The 17101-nt window shown below is 46.6% G+C and carries 12 protein-coding genes; 9 read left to right on the top strand and 3 right to left on the bottom strand.

What is annotated here, in order from left to right; genetic code table 11:
- Positions 1–7: 7 nt before the first annotated feature.
- Together vvuA and CIK04_RS12050 are read right to left on the bottom strand one after the other, a co-directional pair.
- Positions 8–2077 (bottom strand): TonB-dependent siderophore vulnibactin receptor VvuA, encoded by a 2070-nt coding sequence (gene vvuA, locus CIK04_RS12055; RefSeq protein ID WP_097352244.1) that lies wholly within the window; start codon positions 2075–2077, stop codon positions 8–10.
- Positions 2078–2416: 339 nt separating this feature from the next.
- Entirely contained in the window at positions 2417–3700 is a 1284-nt protein-coding gene (locus tag CIK04_RS12050) for a condensation domain-containing protein (RefSeq protein WP_232708598.1), read from the bottom strand.
- Between the two features lie 1554 nt (positions 3701–5254).
- Here CIK04_RS12050 and rimK point away from each other — a divergent pair.
- Together rimK and CIK04_RS12040 are read left to right on the top strand one after the other, a co-directional pair.
- Positions 5255–6160: a 30S ribosomal protein S6--L-glutamate ligase gene (rimK, locus tag CIK04_RS12045; protein WP_011081763.1), complete on the top strand. Its 906-nt coding sequence runs from the start codon at positions 5255–5257 to the stop codon at positions 6158–6160.
- 63 nt (positions 6161–6223) lie between these two features.
- Positions 6224–6652, top strand: coding sequence for a RimK/LysX family protein (locus CIK04_RS12040; protein ID WP_026050663.1), 429 nt, complete (start codon positions 6224–6226; stop codon positions 6650–6652).
- 46 nt (positions 6653–6698) lie between these two features.
- Here CIK04_RS12040 and CIK04_RS12035 read toward each other — a convergent pair whose 3' ends face one another.
- On the bottom strand, positions 6699–7469 hold the full coding sequence (locus CIK04_RS12035) for an MBL fold metallo-hydrolase (RefSeq protein ID WP_097352246.1): 771 nt from the start codon (positions 7467–7469) through the stop codon (positions 6699–6701).
- 189 nt (positions 7470–7658) lie between these two features.
- On the opposite strand from CIK04_RS12035, the gene CIK04_RS12030 reads away from it, so the two are divergent.
- From CIK04_RS12030 to tnaA, 7 genes are all read left to right on the top strand, one after another.
- Positions 7659–8063 carry a hypothetical protein gene (locus tag CIK04_RS12030; protein ID WP_176463327.1) on the top strand — a complete coding sequence of 135 codons (405 nt, stop codon included), beginning with the start codon at positions 7659–7661 and terminating at the stop codon, positions 8061–8063.
- Positions 8064–8153: 90 nt separating this feature from the next.
- Positions 8154–9536, top strand: coding sequence for a TolC family protein (locus tag CIK04_RS12025; protein ID WP_017791251.1), 1383 nt, complete (start codon positions 8154–8156; stop codon positions 9534–9536).
- A 4-nt stretch (positions 9537–9540) separates the two neighbouring features.
- Positions 9541–11250: an efflux RND transporter periplasmic adaptor subunit gene (locus CIK04_RS12020; RefSeq protein ID WP_097352247.1), complete on the top strand. Its 1710-nt coding sequence runs from the start codon at positions 9541–9543 to the stop codon at positions 11248–11250.
- Positions 11247–14375, top strand: coding sequence for an efflux RND transporter permease subunit (locus tag CIK04_RS12015; RefSeq protein WP_097352248.1), 3129 nt, complete (start codon positions 11247–11249; stop codon positions 14373–14375). Before CIK04_RS12020 ends, CIK04_RS12015 begins: the two co-directional genes overlap by 4 nt.
- Before the next feature lie 95 nt (positions 14376–14470).
- Positions 14471–15037, top strand: a complete 567-nt coding sequence (locus CIK04_RS12010; protein ID WP_176463328.1) for a cupredoxin family protein — start codon at positions 14471–14473, stop codon at positions 15035–15037.
- Positions 15038–15322: 285 nt separating this feature from the next.
- Positions 15323–15394 (top strand): tryptophanase leader peptide, encoded by a 72-nt coding sequence (gene tnaC, locus CIK04_RS35520; protein WP_123773448.1) that lies wholly within the window; start codon positions 15323–15325, stop codon positions 15392–15394.
- Positions 15395–15644: 250 nt separating this feature from the next.
- Positions 15645–17066, top strand: a complete 1422-nt coding sequence (gene tnaA / locus CIK04_RS12000) for a tryptophanase (RefSeq protein ID WP_017421563.1) — start codon at positions 15645–15647, stop codon at positions 17064–17066.
- Positions 17067–17101: the final 35 nt, after the last annotated feature.

Here is a 17101-nt window from a genome sequence, read left to right as displayed (position 1 = left end):
GGAAGGGCTAGAAGTTCAACTGCAATGAAGCACCAATCATACGTGGTTGCTGTTTTAGCGGTTCGTTCAAGCTACCTCTTGCGTATAGAGTCGTTTTATCGGAGTCAAATAGATTGGTGGCAAACAGAGCGGCTCTGCCGTTCTCGAATACATAAGCCAATTGAGCATTAGCGATCCAATAAGCATCAATCTTTACGATTTCTGTATTACTAAGGTCTGAGAAGTAATCCCCCGTGTAGGCTGCATTGGCACTTAACTCAAAACCATCAAAGAAGCTATACTGCCCCCCTAAATTACCTGTCATGTTTGGTGCTCGCTCTAGTTCTTTAGAAGTTCCATTCACCTCTTTGTATTCTGTTTTCAATAAACCTAAGTTAGCAAATAGCTCCAGTGAATCTGTGGCATACCAACGTGTACCAATTTCTGCACCGTATGTCTTAGCGTTGTCTAGGTTTGCAATAAGCACATCGCCGTTAGATAACGTTTGAGTCATCTGCATATTGTCAAAATCGTTATAGAAGGTGTTGGTCATTAGCTCAACCGAATTGCCGAGGCGGTGGCGGGTATAAAACTCGTAGTTCCAGATATACTCTTCTTCAAACTGATATGGAACAAAAACGCCACTTTGATTTGGGTTAAACGCCAAACCAGCGCCACCAGAGTTGTAACCTTTTGCCACTTTAAAACCAAAGGTCTGAGCCATATCAGGTTTAAACGCGATATCAAACTTAGGTAAGAAAACACTTAGCGTGTCGTCATGATCCAATTTAAAACGTGGGTCACTTACTTTTCTCTTCACGCGTTCTTTTTCATATCGACCCGCAACAGTCACATCAATTGACTCTGTCAGCGCATACGTCAGTTCGGCAAATGCCGATTGCGTTTTAGTACTGCCGCTCATTGGGTTCGCGCTTGTCGCATCGATGTATTCATCATCTTGAGAAGATTTGTAATAACGAGCGCCGACTAACGCATTTACTCGGCCGTCTAAAGAAAGGTACCTTAGTAATGGCTCTACATGGAACTCTTTACCTTCAGTGGTAAAATCGCCTTTTTGACGTGGCGTCGGATTAGTGTATCGATCATAAGCAAACTTTGAGTAGACAAGGTTGTTTTCAAAGGTCAGTACCTCATTCAACTGCCAAGAAATATCCCAAGCGGTGCTCAGTGACTTCGTTTCATAAACAGGTCTGAACGCTTCATTCCCAACAACGTTAGTACTTTCAGACTGTGGACCACGGGAATCCATATGAGAAACACCGAGAGTTGTCTTAAAACCCGCCAACGCAGATGGTTCATAAAGTAGCTTACCGCGTACGGAATTCATCTCAATTTTCTTAGCATCGCCAGCTGGCTCATAAGAGGCTAAATCAACAAAACTGTCGCGCTTTTGTTGATCAAAGCTGAGGCGGAATGCAAGTTCGTCTTGGATGATTGGGGCAGAGATCATCGCAGCGGTTTGTGAATAATTTCGCTCACCAACACCTGCTTTTACCGCACTTTCAAAATGGTGGGTAGGATCGTTGGTTTTCATTACAATCGCGCCCGCAGAAGCGTTGCGCCCTTGAATATAGCTTTGCGGACCTAAATACACTTCGACTTGCTGCATGTCCCAAAGAGAACGCGGACCAAACGCAATTTCCGAATACGTCAGTGAGCGGCCATCAATGGACATATTCAAACGAGGTGAAGTACCTGCAAAGCTCGCCAAACCGCCAATCGACGGGCCAGAACCATCAATACCACGCACCGTTGGCATGCTGTTACCTTGGCCAGAGTCCACCATATTAGGAATAAGTTGCAACAGGTCATCGATCTCTGTTGCACCTGGGGTATTGTCTATCGTCTCTTGGTCGAACACTTGGACACTCGAACTGGTGTCATAAATGGTTCTTTCTGTTTTCTCACCGATCACAACGACAACAGGCATCTCTTCTTTTTTGTTGCTGTTGGTACTCTCGGTTTGAGCATAGGCTTGACCACTGGCACAAAGCCCCATCACTACCGCAGACAAAGCGTGCAGTTTAAAGGTTTTTTTTTCTGCAACGCTCGTTCGCGCTGGGCGTAAAGCTGCCATTTGAATTTCTCCTTAACTCTAATAAACAACTGATTGCATTCAGGATGCACAGGCATAGCGAGTGGTGCTTCTACCTCGAGATTGAGTAGAGAGGCGTAAAGAGACCAAAACTGAACAGCGTTGCACTATAGAGTCACGCTCAAAAGCCATGTGCTTGATTGCAAATATTCCGACTGACATACGTTCCAAACGAGGCTGATTCAGGCCAAAAGCATAAACTCAACTATCGAGTGGTATAACAACGTAGTTCACAACGCATTCTAATTATTGATAATTTAAATGTAAAGCATTCTCATTTGCATTAATAGGAATATATGCTACTCACCACATGAGATGCCTTCATTGTCCTGAGTGTTGTTCGGCTAAGGTATTGAGTGATTGATGCATAAACGCCATCAACTGCCCACTGAGATGGGTGATTTGCTCTTGTCCAAACCATCGTTGTTCGCCTTCTACCGTGAAGGTAATGTTGGCTGCATCCTTCCTTACTCGAAATGTCATATTGAGTCCATCATTGGTGCCATTCGCGACAACCTTGCGCTCACTCTGACACCCACCAAAAACAATATCCTCATCAATAAGCACATTGATATAGGGGGACTGACTTGCTTTTACATTGAGACTGGCACTTAGAGGGTACTTACCGTGGCGATAAAGAAGACGTAACTCAACCATGAGCCGCTTCACCCTATCCACAAAGTTTTCCTCGATATCGGCATTGATCCACAGCGGTAAGGTGTTGACCATCAAACAAGGCGTATTGGCGCAGCGGTTACCCATTCGATTTAAATAGGGTAGCCAGATCCACCATCCGTCACTTGCCGATTGCAGCTCTGTGAGAACCGGCTTTTCAACGCAATACAGACCGACCAAAACCACCAACAGATCCACCCAAGCCCACTGCTGTTGTTGGCTGACGTTTAAGAGCGCGGCTCTTAGCTCGGGAGCAACCTCCTTTGCAATAGCAAAAGTGTCGTTATTGAAGTCATCATCTTTGCACGAGATAAACGGGCGTTGATTGGTATAATCCAACCAAAAACGTTGGTCTTGCTCTGCTCGCTCACTACACAGATAAGCCTGCTCATTTCTGACGTAAGTATCGAATCCTTTAAACACAGCGGGAAGCGTCTGACTTTGTATGAATGCAGAATAGAGAGAAGCACATCGTTGCTCTATTAAGTGCAAGCTGTAGCCATCAAGCGCGATGTGGTGGCTTCTTATGTACCAAAGTGTCTTAACCTCACTGAGCCGAAAAATGGCTTGATAGGTCAGCACCTTCCCTATCAGATCAATTGGCTTCGCAATGTCATCACGGATTTTCTGCCACGCAAGTTGTTCCGCTTCGGCTTCATCAATCAAGTTGATGCAATCCAGCACTATCGCAGAACCGTCGAGCACCTTTTGGTGTGGATACCCTTGCTCATCGCAACCAAAAGAGAGCCGCAGCGCTTCCGCTTCTTGTGTGGTTTGCAAAATAGCTTGATACAAACATTCGATATCGCACTCTCCGCTGATCTCGATACAGTGCGCCACATTGGAAAAAGGTCTTTCAGGAAAAGCAAGATAGTCAGCCCAGTATTCTTGCTGAGCCAAAGAGAGTGGGAAAAACACAGGTTTACTCATTTGCCTATCGAATCGTGATAAAAGATAGAACAAATGATAACAACATCACCATTGCAATCAATGATAATAATTATCAATTACAAATAATCTGATGTTTGTTGGGTTATTATCTGGGAAAGTTGTTGTTGGGAAAAAATAATGAGCTGGTATTAAGAAAGGTAATTTAATCGCTTACCAGCTCAGCTTGCTTTGGGTAACACTAGGCTTGTTTAGAAGCTTCTTTAGCATCTTTCCAATACTGGATGCGGATGCGATGAAGCTGAGCTTTTCTCATTTTTTTCATAGCCATCTTCCTCATTAATTATGTGCCCTACTCATGCAGGACTTTTTGTTTAGGTCGTATTCCTCAATAACATATCGAGTAACGTTCGTTTTGACCGTGATTAATTTCACAAGTTAATGATAAACACCTGACCGTTACAATTCGTTTTTGAACACTTAGGCAGGTTTCATTTCCTAACCGTTATTAACTTATGCTTCTCTTATGACAGAAAAATGGCATTTTTGTTCCGTTTTCCTGACGATTACAAAACATACAATTTTTGTACCATTAAAAGTAGGACACCATTTGCTGCTTCGACAAGCCTGCATAGACGAATTCAGCGCTAATAAAAAGAAAATGTGATGTCACGCATTCCGAGTGAAGGTGAGATAAAAAAGCGCTGCGACCAATTTGCCATTCGCTTTGTGCGAGATCTCTTACAAGCCTTGTAAGCTTTTCACTTTTTATTTCGAGGAAAACGTATTAATCAACAGGCTAAGTTATTGTATTTTATTAACTATCACTTTTTTACTCTAAAAATACACGAAAAAAATTCTCTGCAGACAATTGCCGCCAACCGACAAAAATTCAATACTGTCTTCGTCAACAGGATGTTGGCGGGAACAGGAACAAAGCCTAAAGGATTGGGTATCTTCAGGATGAAGATTTGATAGCTTAGGATGAGTTGTCAGCAAGGACGTTACACTCTGGGATAGAGTTACGCCAGTCAGGATGACAGGCCAGGAAGGACACCGCTAGGAAGGCGATGGACAAAGGATTAGGTTAAAGGATTTAGCCAATATCATGGATAGATGCAGGGAGCACTATCAGTAGCTGGATTGCTGCGAAAAAGAATAAGCCCCGCCTGGGAAACCAGGCGGGGTTTTATTTTTTTAACTCGCAAATTAGACATATTTATCAATAAAGCATTCCATCTATGCGGTGAATATCTCGAAATAACCTGCTGAGTGCCCGTTTTCTACTACTTTCTCATCGTGCAAAACCGCAAGCCAATAGTAAAATAATTTCCAGACAGCTCTTGACACTCAACTGCGATAAGGGTGCAATGGCGATAGATTTTTTTTGTCATTACGATGATTTTTTTTCGTTTTCATCGTCTTATAAAAAAAACTAAGGTGCGCACCTCTAAACGATGTGGTGTCCTACCACACTCCTTAATCGTATTAGCGAATGGTTAGTGCCGATTTATTCGGTTCATGTCACATCATTTAAACCTGTTCGCTTTATCCTACAATTATTTAAAACTGGTACTGACTTACTAAGGAATTGCCATGCGTATTGCTATTCTTTCTCGTAATGAGAATCTGTATTCCACCATGCGTCTAAAACAGGCGGGTGAAGCACGTGGTCACGAGGTCGACGTGATCGACACGTTACACTGCTATATGGATATTACGAGTAACAACCCGAAGATCCGCTATAAGGGTGAAGAATTGCCGCAATACGATGCCATCATTCCGCGCATTGGTGCCTCTGTCACTTTCTACGGTACAGCGGTCGTCCGCCAGTTTGAAATGATGGGCACTTTCGTGGTTAACGAATCCGTTGCCATCAGCCGCTCTCGCGATAAATTGCGCTCTCTGCAATTGTTGTCACGTAAAGGCATTGGTTTGCCACGTACCGGTTTTGCTCACCATCCAGACAACATCCAAGACGTGATCCGCAATGTAGGCGGCGCACCTTTGGTGATTAAGTTACTGGAAGGCACGCAAGGCATTGGTGTGGTATTGGCAGAAACCAATAAAGCGGCAGAAAGTGTCATTGAAGCCTTCATGGGTTTAAAAGCCAATATCATGGTGCAAGAATTCATTGAAGAAGCAAAAGGCGCAGACATTCGCTGTTTCGTTGTGGGCAACAAAGTGATTGCTGCGATGAAACGTCAAGCGAAAGAAGGCGAGTTCCGTTCTAACTTACACCGTGGTGGCAGTGCGCAATTGGTTCGTTTGAGCAAAGAAGAGCGTGCTACCGCTATTAATGCGGCAAAAGTAATGGGGCTAAACCTGTGTGGTGTTGATATTCTTCAATCTAAAAATGGCCCTGTGGTCATGGAAGTAAACTCTTCTCCTGGTTTAGAAGGTATCGAACAAGCGACCAACAAAGATGTGGCAGGCATGATTTACGAGTTTATCGAAAAGAACGCCAAACCAAATTCAAACCGTACCAAAGGTAGAGGTTAATGACGCGGTGGAAGCCAGACTTCCACTATTCTTAAAATTGCGAAGCAAGCTTGGATAATGACTATGACTCAGAAACTGATCATTGGAAATACTGAAGCTGTCTGCTTACCAGAGTTAGGGATTACTCACCTAGAGACACGAATTGATACTGGCGCGCAGACTTCTTCTCTGCACGTGGATAATTTGATCTGCATAAAGAAAGACGGCAAAGAATACGTTGAGTTCGATCTTCACCCAGATGTTTATAATCTGGCGAAAACGGTACGCTGTTGCGCTCGACTAAAAGGCAATAGAAAGGTCAAATCATCAAACGGTACCTTTGAACACCGCTGCGTGATCACCACCACTCTGCGCTTAGCCGATCAAGAGTGGCCAATTGACATTACCTTGAGTAATCGCCAAGACATGACTTACATGATGTTGTTGGGCCGCCAAGGCATGGCTGATCGCGTATTGGTAGACCCAAGCCAGTCACACATTTTGGCCAACTAACGAGATTTGTCATCTCATTCCACGGAGAGCTTCGGCTCTCCGTTTTTTATTGGCTCTTTTTCCAGAGCGAACGCCACAAACCACGTAGCTTGATTTTTGTCACTCGCCAGTGAGTCACAGGGCGTTGAGGGGAGGTGTCCAAAATATGCTGGTATGCGGCAAGATCAAACGTACGCTCTCCGCCATGAGCCAACAGCAAGGTTGTCGGCTGCATGTGGAAAACGCGCTCTAATGAAGCGCGATATTTGTTGGGATGGAAAATGGGAAATGGCGCGATGAGCTTTCGTTTCACTTCAACCATCAAATCCGCCACATACAGAATCCCCTGTTCAGCATGATACACCGACAAATCGCGATCGGTATGACCGGGCGTTTCAAGCACCACCCACTCAGGAAACTCCGGAATGCATTCACCATCATTGAGCTTATGATCTGGGTTTAACGCTCGTGAATACCATAGATTTCGCCACGGTTTTTTTAACCGATTTGCCATCCATGCTGCCAACAGTAAGTCTGTCAGATGCATCAACCAGCCATCAACACCATGATACCAATCGAGATCTCGATTGGCTGCCACGACTTGGCATCCCGTCAACTGACGTAATCGATGCGCACCGCCAGCATGGTCTGGATGCATGTGTGTCACCACGACCACTTTCAAATCACAAAAAGAACGCGTTAAATCCTGTTCAATGAAACGGCGCAGATAGGAAATGTCCGCGCGACTCGCCCCATCAAGCAAAAGAAGTTTGTCGGGATATTCCACCAAGTACATGATCTGAATATAACCTTGAATTTTATGTAAACGCACAGTCATTCCTTTCATTGCGTTAAAAATGAGCAAATCCCTAGCTCACCTGGTCTGACCAATAAGTTAGCAGCAAAACCGTAACACGTCCTCACTGGGTAACAAACCTTGTGATATCAAACTTTAAGTAATCTAGGCTTGACCTTACCCTAGGGTAAAGCTTTAGAGTGTCGCTAAGTTTTTCATTAAAGGCACGACATGCGTTTCTCTTCTCTTCGCATATTCTGGATATCCTTTATCAGTATGTTCGCCATGCTGAGCTCAAGTTTTGCCTCCAGCGCGCCTTTAATGACTTTTCAAATGCTCAATGCATCCTCAATACAAACCGATGTCGCCTCTGCCTGCTCAATGACAATGGATGAGATGTCTTCTCATGCGATGCATATGCCCCCCTCTTCTGAGAAAAACAGTCACCCACCCTGTATGAATGATGACCTTGCCATTCATAGTTGCTGTACTGCAGCCTGCGTGAGTGTTTTTGCCTTTCTTCCACAAAGTAGCTACAGCCTACAAGCCCATTACCAGTTGGCGTTGATTCCGCATGAATCCTCCACATTGGTCATCCAAAGACAGCAATCTCTCTATCGCCCCCCGATAGCGTAATCCGATCATCGATATGTCGTATCACAAGCTCTAACGAGCTGTGGTGTGTATTTTCACGTCGCTTTTTGACGTGCAGATTGGATTATAAAAATGAAACCGAGCCTTTTAGCGCTGTGCATCAGCGTATCTGCTCTGGTGGTGACTCCAGTGATGGCACAATCAGTCGTTGCCAGCCCAAGTCAGTCACTTTCCAAGAGTGAACCTTTAACGCTGCTTATTGAGCAAGCTCTGGCAAACGACGCCAGCCGCAAGCAGTTCTATGCCCAATCGCAAGCAATGCGAGAAACCGGTGTCGCCGCTGCGACTCTCATGGATCCCAAACTCAAAGTGGGTTTTGGTGGTTTACCGGTCGATAGCTTTAAGTTCGACGAAGACCCAATGACCAACATTTCTGTTGGTCTAATGCAGCAGTTTGAACGAGGTTCAACGCTAGACTTACAGAGTAAAAAAGCCACTCAGCAAGCCGATGGTATGGCGCTTCAAGTCGACACCCGCGAACGGGAAGTGGCCAACAGTATGACGCAACTTTGGCTGGAACTCGGCTATCAGCAGCAAGCTGAACGCGTTCTACGTGAAAATCAGCGTTTAATGCGTGAGCTGGAAAGTTTCATCAGTACCAACTATTCGATTGGTAAGAGTGAAGCCCAAGACCTGCTCAACGCACAGTTGCAAGTCAGCCAATTAGAAGAAAAGCTGCAAGCCAACCAACAGATGCAACGTCGCATTCTGTCACAAATGTCTGAGTGGTTAGGTAGCGAATGGTTGGGTAAACAAACCATGCTGCAAGCGACCAATCAACTGAACTGGCAATCGCTCGATACTCTGCTCGCGTCGGTCAACAATGAGCAATACTTTTCACTTCTCGCACAACATCCGATGGTGCGAATGGCCGATGCGAGTATCGCCGTTAGCCAGACGCAGGTGGAACTGGCAGAGCAATCCTACACTCCGCAGTTTGGTGTCGAAGTGATGTATGCGTATCGCCAAGCGAACAACATGAAAGGTGAGCCAGCCTCTGATTTGGTCAGTGCCTATTTAACCATGGATATTCCTCTGTTTACCGGCAACCGCCAAGATCGTAATCATGCTGCCGCACAATATCAGGTGGGTGCCGCTCAATCACAGAAAGATCTACTGCTCTCTCAGATGAATGCCAAGGTCAATGCACTGATGGTTGATCGAACCAATCTTGAACAGCGCCTTGAGCGCTACCAAACCACATTGGTAGAACAAGCTAAAGCTCGCACCAAAGCGGTTGAGCGAGGCTACCAAAACAGTACCGCACAATTTAATGATGTGATTGCCGCCACTCGTGACGAGCTGGCCGTCGAACTGGAATCTCAACGACTCATCACCGACCTTAACCAAGTGAACAGCAACCTCAGCATGCTACTTGGTGGTTTTAACTATGTCGTTGCTAAACCAGAACTCACCCATATCGATGCCACTCGTCAGCAATCAGCAAAGGAATAAAATCATGAAAACACTACAAGTTGCCACTATTGCCCTTTTGGTTGGCGGTGCTGTCGGATTCGCAACAAACAGTTATTTGAGTGGCCACGATATGAGTGCAATGGCCTCAACAAGCAGCGCTCAAAGCAGCAATGAGCCTCTGTATTGGGTTGCTCCTATGGACCCAAACTACAAACGTGACAAGCCAGGAAAATCGCCAATGGGCATGGACCTCATCCCTGTTTATGCGGAAGATTTAGCCGGTGCGAATGACAAAGCAGGTACTGTGAAAATCGATCCATCGGTTGAAAACAATCTCGGTGTCAAAACCGATAGCGTGACACTGGCCAAGCTATCTCCACGTATTGAAACCGTTGGTTATATCGCCTTTGACGAAAGTAAGCTCTGGCAAACCAACGTCCGTGTTTCCGGCTGGGTAGAAAAACTCTACATCAATGCAGTGGGCGAACAGGTGAAAAAAGGCGATGTCCTCTTTACGCTTTACTCTCCTGAACTGGTTAAAGCGCAAGAAGAGCTGCTCAATGCCAAACGCACTGGCCGCGATGGGCTCGTCAAGGGGGCAACAGAACGACTCCTCTCACTCGGTGTGGATCGCGAGCAGATAAACCAAGTCCTTCGCCGCGGTAAAGCATCGCAAACCATCGAAGTCAAAGCGTTAGCCAATGGTGTTATCGCCAGCCTAAACATTCGTGAAGGGGGCTATTTGTCTCCCGCTCAAGCCGTCATCAGTGCTGGCCCCCTCAACGAAGTTTGGGTGGATGCGGAAGTGTTCGAGCGACAAGCGCACTGGCTAACCAACGGTAGCCAAGCCAGCATGACGTTGGATTCATTGCCCGGTAAAGAGTGGCAAGGAGCTATCGACTATGTTTACCCTATTCTCGACCCAAAAACACGCACGCTACGTATGCGCCTGAAGTTTGCCAATCCCAATGGTGAACTCAAACCCAATATGTTTGCCAACATCACACTGCAACCCGTGAGTGACTCCGACGTTCTGACGATTCCGAAATCTTCTGTGATCCGCTCTGGTGGCATGACACGTGTTGTCCTAGCGGAAGGCGAAGGTAAATACCGCTCGGCGCGCATCGAAATTGGACGCGAAGCGGGTGATAAAATCGAAGTGCTGCAAGGTTTAACCGTCAATGATCGCATTGTGACTTCTGCGCACTTTATGCTCGACTCTGAATCCAGTCAAAGCGCAGATCTCTCTCGTATAAACGGGGTTGAAGCTGCGGCAGAAACCGCATGGGCAAAAGGTGAAATCACCGATCTAATGGCAGATCACGGCATGTTAACCATTAACCACCAGCCCGTACCTGAATGGAACTGGCCAGGCATGACCATGAACTTCAACACCGCGCAAGGTGTAGACCTGAGTGCGCTACAAAAAGGCCAAGCGATTGAGTTTGAAATGGAGAAAACCCCAGAAGGCCAATACCAAATTATTGCGCTGAAAGCAGACAACAGCGTCATCGTTAACGAAGTCTGGCTAAGTGGTGATGTCTCAATGCTGATGGCGGATTTTGGCATGGTTACCCTCTCCCACCTTCCCGTCGCTGAATGGAACTGGGATTCAGGTGAAATGAACTTCTCCGTAGGTGAAGAGATCAATTTGTCGGGCTTTGAAGAAGGGCAGAAAGTACGATTTCTAGTAGCGAAACAGGGCTCAGAGTACGTTTTAAAACAGCTTGAAGTATTGGGAGGTAAACAATGATTCCTGCCATTATTCGCTGGTCACTCAACAACCGCTTTCTGGTGTTGATTGCCACCGTATTCCTGACTCTTGGTGGTTTGTATAGCGTCAAAAATACCCCCGTTGACGCACTACCCGACCTTTCCGATGTCCAGGTGATCATAAAAACCAGTTACCCAGGTCAAGCGCCACAGGTCGTGGAAGACCAAGTCACCTATCCACTCACCACCGCCATGTTAGCGGTACCGGGTGCAGAAACGGTGCGCGGTTACTCGTTTTTTGGTGATTCATACGTCTACATCATCTTCAATGATAAGACCGACATGTATTGGGCTCGCTCACGCGTATTGGAATACTTAAGCCAAGTCGCGCCAAAGTTACCCGCGAATGCCAAACCTACCCTCGGTCCAGACGCAACAGGTGTGGGCTGGATATACAGCTACGTGTTGCAAGACAAAACAGGAAAGCATGACTTAGCCCAACTACGAAGCCTACAGGACTGGTTCCTAAAGTATGAACTGCAAACGGTCGAAGGGGTCTCTGAAGTCGCCACCGTTGGCGGCATGGTCAAGCAGTATCAAGTGCAAATTGATCCCGCGAAATTGCGCGCATACAACCTGACTTTGCAACAAATCAACATGGCCATCCTAAACGGCAACCAAGAAAGCGGTGCGTCCGTGATTGAGGTAGCAGAAGCCGAGCACATGGTGCGCACAACGGGCTATCTCACCAGTATCGAGGATATTCAGTCACTGCCACTCAAGGTGACCGACAAGGGTACGCCACTGCTATTGGGGGATATTGCCGATATCAATATTGGCCCACAAATGCGTCGTGGTATCTCTGAGTTTAATGGTGAAGGGGAAGCCGTAGGCGGCGTTATTGTCATGCGCTTTGGCGAAAATGCGAGCGAAGTGATTGATAACGTCAAAGCCAAGCTGGCCGATCTGCAACGCAGCCTGCCAGAAGGGGTCGAAATCGTCTCGACTTATGACCGTTCAACGCTGATCAACGCCGCCGTTGAGAACCTTTGGAAAAAACTCGCCGAAGAGTTCATTGTGGTTGCCGTCGTCTGTGCGCTGTTCTTGTTCCACATTCGCTCGTCACTGGTCATCGCGCTTAGCCTGCCTGTCGGTATTCTCTCTGCCTTTATTGTCATGCACTGGCAAGGGATTAACGCCAATATCATGTCTCTCGGTGGTATCGCGATTGCGATTGGTGCCATGGTGGACGGGGCAATCGTAATGATCGAAAACGTGCACAAGCACATCGAACGGACACCACTCACGGACAAAAACCGTTGGCAAGTGATTGGCAAAGCAGCCGAAGAAGTCGGTGCACCGCTGTTCTTCTCACTGCTTATCATTACGTTAAGCTTTGTGCCCGTGTTCGCTCTTGAAGGTCAAGAAGGCAAAATGTTCTCGCCACTTGCCTTCACCAAAACCTACGCGATGGCGGCAGCGGCAGGTCTAGCGATTACACTTGTACCTGTGCTGATGGGTTACTTTATTCGTGGTAACGTACTGCCTGAGCACAAAAACCCGGTCAACAAAGGGCTAGTTTCGCTCTATCGACCACTACTGAGTTTAAGCCTGAAATACCCGAAATCGATGATTGTACTGGCGCTGGGACTGATGGCCTCGGCTTACTATCCAACCAGTAAACTGGGCAGTGAATTTATCCCGCCATTGGATGAAGGCGACTTGATGTACATGCCAACCACTTATCCGGGCATTTCCATCGGTAAAGCGCGTGAGCTCTTGCAACAAACCAACAAACTGATCAAAACCGTACCCGAAGTCGAAACGGTATGGGGCAAAATTGGCCGTGCCGATACCGCGACTGATCCCGCTCCACTGACCATGATCGAGACGGTTATCCAGCTCAAAGCGCGCGACCAATGGCGTGAAGGCGTGACGACAGAATCACTTCGCAAGGAGTTTGATAACTTAGTCCAATTCCCTGGTTTAACCAACGCATGGGTAATGCCTATCAAAACTCGTATCGACATGCTCGCGACGGGTATCAAGACACCAATCGGGATTAAAATCGCGGGTCCTGATTTGAAAGAGATCGAGCAGATTGGCGCCCAACTCGAACCGATCCTCAAAGGCGTGCAAGGCACTGCGTCTGTTTACGCTGAACGTGTTGCGGGTGGGCGTTATGTCACCATCGACATCAAACGTAAAGCAGCAGCACGTTACGGTTTGAGTATCAAAGACGTTCAACAAGTGGTTTCCACGGCAGTGGGCGGCATGAACGTGGGTGAGACCATCGAAGGGCTAGAACGCTACCCGATTAACGTGCGTTACCCACAAGATTATCGTGATTCAGTCGTCAAACTGCAAAACCTACCACTGGTAACGCCAAACGGAGCACGCATTACACTCGCCGATGTGGCGGATGTTCGCTATGAAGATGGCCCACCGATGATCAAAACCGAAAACGCACGTCCAAATGGCTGGGTGTTTGTCGATATTGATGGTCGCGATTTAGGCTCCTACGTACAAGAAGCGCAACAAGTGGTAGCAGAGCAGCTTGAACTTCCTGCTGGTTACTCACTTGCTTGGTCTGGTCAGTATGAATATATGGAACGCGCCAAAGAGCGACTCAGTGTCGTGGTGCCAATTACTTTAGCCATCATCATGCTGCTGTTGTACTTCAGCTTCCGCCGCGTTGGTGAAGTGCTGATCATTATGGCGACATTACCACTCGCAATGGTGGGAGGCCTATGGCTAATGCATTACCTCGGTTACAACTTCTCCATTGCGGTAGGGGTCGGCTTTATCGCACTGGCCGGGGTGGCGGTGGAAATCGGTGTCATCATGCTCGTCTACCTCAACCAAGCATGGCATTACAAAAAGCTTCACGCTGAAGAAAACAAGCAAGCGCTTAAGCCACAAGATCTCACCGATGCGATCCGCGAAGGCGCTGGCTTACGTGTACGCCCAGTCATGATGACGGTTCTAACGGTGATTATTGGCCTTATCCCAATCATGTACGGTGAAGGTACGGGCTCTGAGGTGATGCAACGCATCGCAGCCCCGATGATTGGCGGCATGGCTTCAGCACTTCTGCTCACGCTATTGGTTCTCCCTGCCATATTCAAGTTATGGAAAAGCAAAGAACTGACTAAAACCGAATAGAAAATCAGGGGCAGTACTGACTGCCCCCTTAACAAAACAATCAACAACAGAAAACAAAAAGAACACGACTTAAAAAGGAAAAAACCATGAACAAAATGACAAAAACACTGATTGCAGCAGCACTGACTTTCTCTGCCACCGCAGTATTTGCGAACACCATGGATCACTCAAAAATGGATCATTCTAAGATGGATCATGGAAAAGTGGACCACAGTAAAATGGATCACGGCAACATGAAAGAAGGCAGCATGAAGATGGACCACTCGAACATGATGGGAATGGAAGGCATGTCGGATGTTGGTATGCCAGCCAAAGGTTCAAAACCAAACAAAATCGTGCATGTTATTTTGAGCGATGACATGAAAATCACCTTTAAAAAAGAAGTCAAAATTGAGCCAAACGACGTAGTGCAGTTCGTTGTCATGAACACCGGTAAAATCGACCATGAGTTTTCTATCGGCTCTATGGCTGAACAGCTTGAACATCGTGAAATGATGAAGCAGATGGGCAACCATGCACATGACAGCGGCAGCACCGTGACCGTTCAACCAGGCAAAGCGAAACAACTGATGTGGCATTTCCACGGCGATAACAAAGTCGAGTTTGCATGTAACATTCCAGGCCACGCCGAAGCGGGTATGGTGAAGAAAATAGAACTGTAACTCTATAGCGTGTCACCACGCTAGCCAAACAATAGACCACAGCCCCCTACTCATTAGCTTCAACATATTGAGCTGGGGGATAAATTACACACTCAAATCAAAAGGAAAAACCGAACGCCATTATTTCCTGCCACTTATTGCTTATCGAAAAAACAACAGCTTATTATTGGTAAAATATTTTTTGTCTAAGATCTCTCACTTTTATAATCACAATAATGACGAGGGATTTTTTTCATACATAATGACTATGAGTCTGAAATGGTTCATTTCAATTAGGTGAATATTATGACCACATACAACACTTCTAGTCTCTGGTTTACACTCGATTATAAAATCGCGTTCTTCTTTCCTGCTTAATTCCCACAATTAAATTAATTTTCAATACATTAGATATTACTTAATGTAATAAAACTCGCATACTAGTTTATTAGTACGTTTTGTAGCCATTGAATTTTAATTTATCTACTTGTTCTTACCAGTTATTAGACTGGCGCTTAATATGATATTTCGCGTCTATCCACTGGTATTTTCAATCAATTTAAAACACTCGAGAATAAACAAACTATTCTTGAGGTAATAAGTATATTTAAAATTTCAGGAAACTATTATGGATAATTTTAAGCATCTTCCAGAACCCTTTCGTATTCGCGTTATTGAGCCAGTAAAACGCACCACTCGCGAGTATCGCGAAGAAGCGATTTTAAAAGCGGGCATGAACCCTTTCCTACTGGATAGTGAAGATGTCTTTATCGACTTGCTGACCGACAGTGGCACAGGGGCCATCACTCAAGATATGCAAGCGGCGATGTTCCGTGGTGATGAAGCGTATAGTGGCAGCCGCAGTTATCACGCATTAGCCAACGCCGTAAAAGACATTTTTGGTTACGAATTCACCATTCCGACACACCAAGGCCGTGGTGCAGAGCAAATCTACATTCCTGTGTTGATCAAAAAACGTGAAATCGAAAAGGGATTGGATCGCTCTAAGATGGTCGCCCTGTCGAACTACTTCTTCGATACCACCCAAGGTCACACGCAAATTAACTGCTGTGTGGCGAAAAACGTCTACACCGAAGAAGCCTTTGATACTGGCGTGAAAGCCGACTTTAAAGGCAATTTTGATTTAGAAAAGCTGGAAGAAGCGATTCTCGAAGCGGGCCCTGCCAATGTGCCGTACATCGTCAGCACCATTACCTGTAACTCTGCTGGCGGCCAACCGGTTTCACTTGCTAACTTAAAAGCGGTTTACGAGATTGCCCAACGCTATGAGATCCCTGTGATCATGGACTCAGCCCGTTTTGCGGAGAATGCTTATTTCATCCAGCAACGCGAAAAGGATTACCAAAACTGGAGCATCGAGGAGATCACCCGCGAAAGCTACAAATACGCTGATGGTTTGGCCATGTCAGCGAAAAAAGACGCCATGGTACAAATGGGCGGTCTGCTTTGCTTTAAAGATGAAAGCTTCCTAGATGTTTACACAGAATGCCGCACCTTGTGTGTGGTTCAAGAAGGTTTCCCCACTTACGGTGGCTTAGAAGGCGGTGCGATGGAGCGCTTAGCGGTTGGCCTATACGATGGTATGCGCCAAGATTGGCTGGCCTACCGAATTAACCAGGTGGAATATTTGGTGAATGGCCTCGAAAGCATTGGCGTGGTTTGTCAGCAAGCCGGTGGACACGCGGCCTTTGTTGATGCAGGTAAACTGCTTCCTCATATTCAAGCAGACCAGTTCCCTGCCCATGCTTTAGCATGCGAGCTCTATAAGGTCGCGGGTATCCGCGCGGTCGAAATCGGCTCGCTGCTCCTCGGGCGCGATCCTGCGACAGGCAAGCAGCACCCGTGTCCTGCGGAGTTACTGCGCCTAACCATTCCACGCGCCACGTATACTCAAACGCACATGGATTTCATCATCGAAGCGTTTGGTAAAGTCAAAGCCAATGCGGCAAACGTCAAAGGGCTCGAGTTCACCTATGAGCCGCAAGTCCTTCGTCACTTTACCGCGCGACTGAAGGAAATCGACGCATAACACTCGCCAAAACGCAGCCCTACAGTGGCTGCGTT

The organism is Vibrio sp. 03_296, assembly GCF_002265885.1.
This window is presented reverse-complemented; position numbering and strand designations above follow the sequence as displayed.

Bases quoted from the DNA above. Each gene is read 5' to 3' on its own strand.
- CIK04_RS12040 (WP_026050663.1), top strand. From the start codon at position 6,224: ATGACTCAGAAACTGATCATTGGAAATACTGAAGCTGTCTGCTTACCA.
- CIK04_RS12050 (WP_232708598.1), bottom strand. From the start codon at position 3,700: ATGAGTAAACCTGTGTTTTTCCCACTCTCTTTGGCTCAGCAAGAATAC.
- CIK04_RS12015 (WP_097352248.1), top strand. From the start codon at position 11,247: ATGATTCCTGCCATTATTCGCTGGTCACTCAACAACCGCTTTCTGGTG.
- CIK04_RS12035 (WP_097352246.1), bottom strand. From the start codon at position 7,469: ATGACTGTGCGTTTACATAAAATTCAAGGTTATATTCAGATCATGTAC.
- CIK04_RS12030 (WP_176463327.1), top strand. From the start codon at position 7,659: ATGCGTTTCTCTTCTCTTCGCATATTCTGGATATCCTTTATCAGTATG.
- rimK (WP_011081763.1), top strand. From the start codon at position 5,255: ATGCGTATTGCTATTCTTTCTCGTAATGAGAATCTGTATTCCACCATG.
- CIK04_RS12020 (WP_097352247.1), top strand. From the start codon at position 9,541: ATGAAAACACTACAAGTTGCCACTATTGCCCTTTTGGTTGGCGGTGCT.
- CIK04_RS12010 (WP_176463328.1), top strand. From the start codon at position 14,471: ATGACAAAAACACTGATTGCAGCAGCACTGACTTTCTCTGCCACCGCA.
- CIK04_RS12025 (WP_017791251.1), top strand. From the start codon at position 8,154: ATGAAACCGAGCCTTTTAGCGCTGTGCATCAGCGTATCTGCTCTGGTG.
- tnaA (WP_017421563.1), top strand. From the start codon at position 15,645: ATGGATAATTTTAAGCATCTTCCAGAACCCTTTCGTATTCGCGTTATT.
- vvuA (WP_097352244.1), bottom strand. From the start codon at position 2,077: ATGGCAGCTTTACGCCCAGCGCGAACGAGCGTTGCAGAAAAAAAAACC.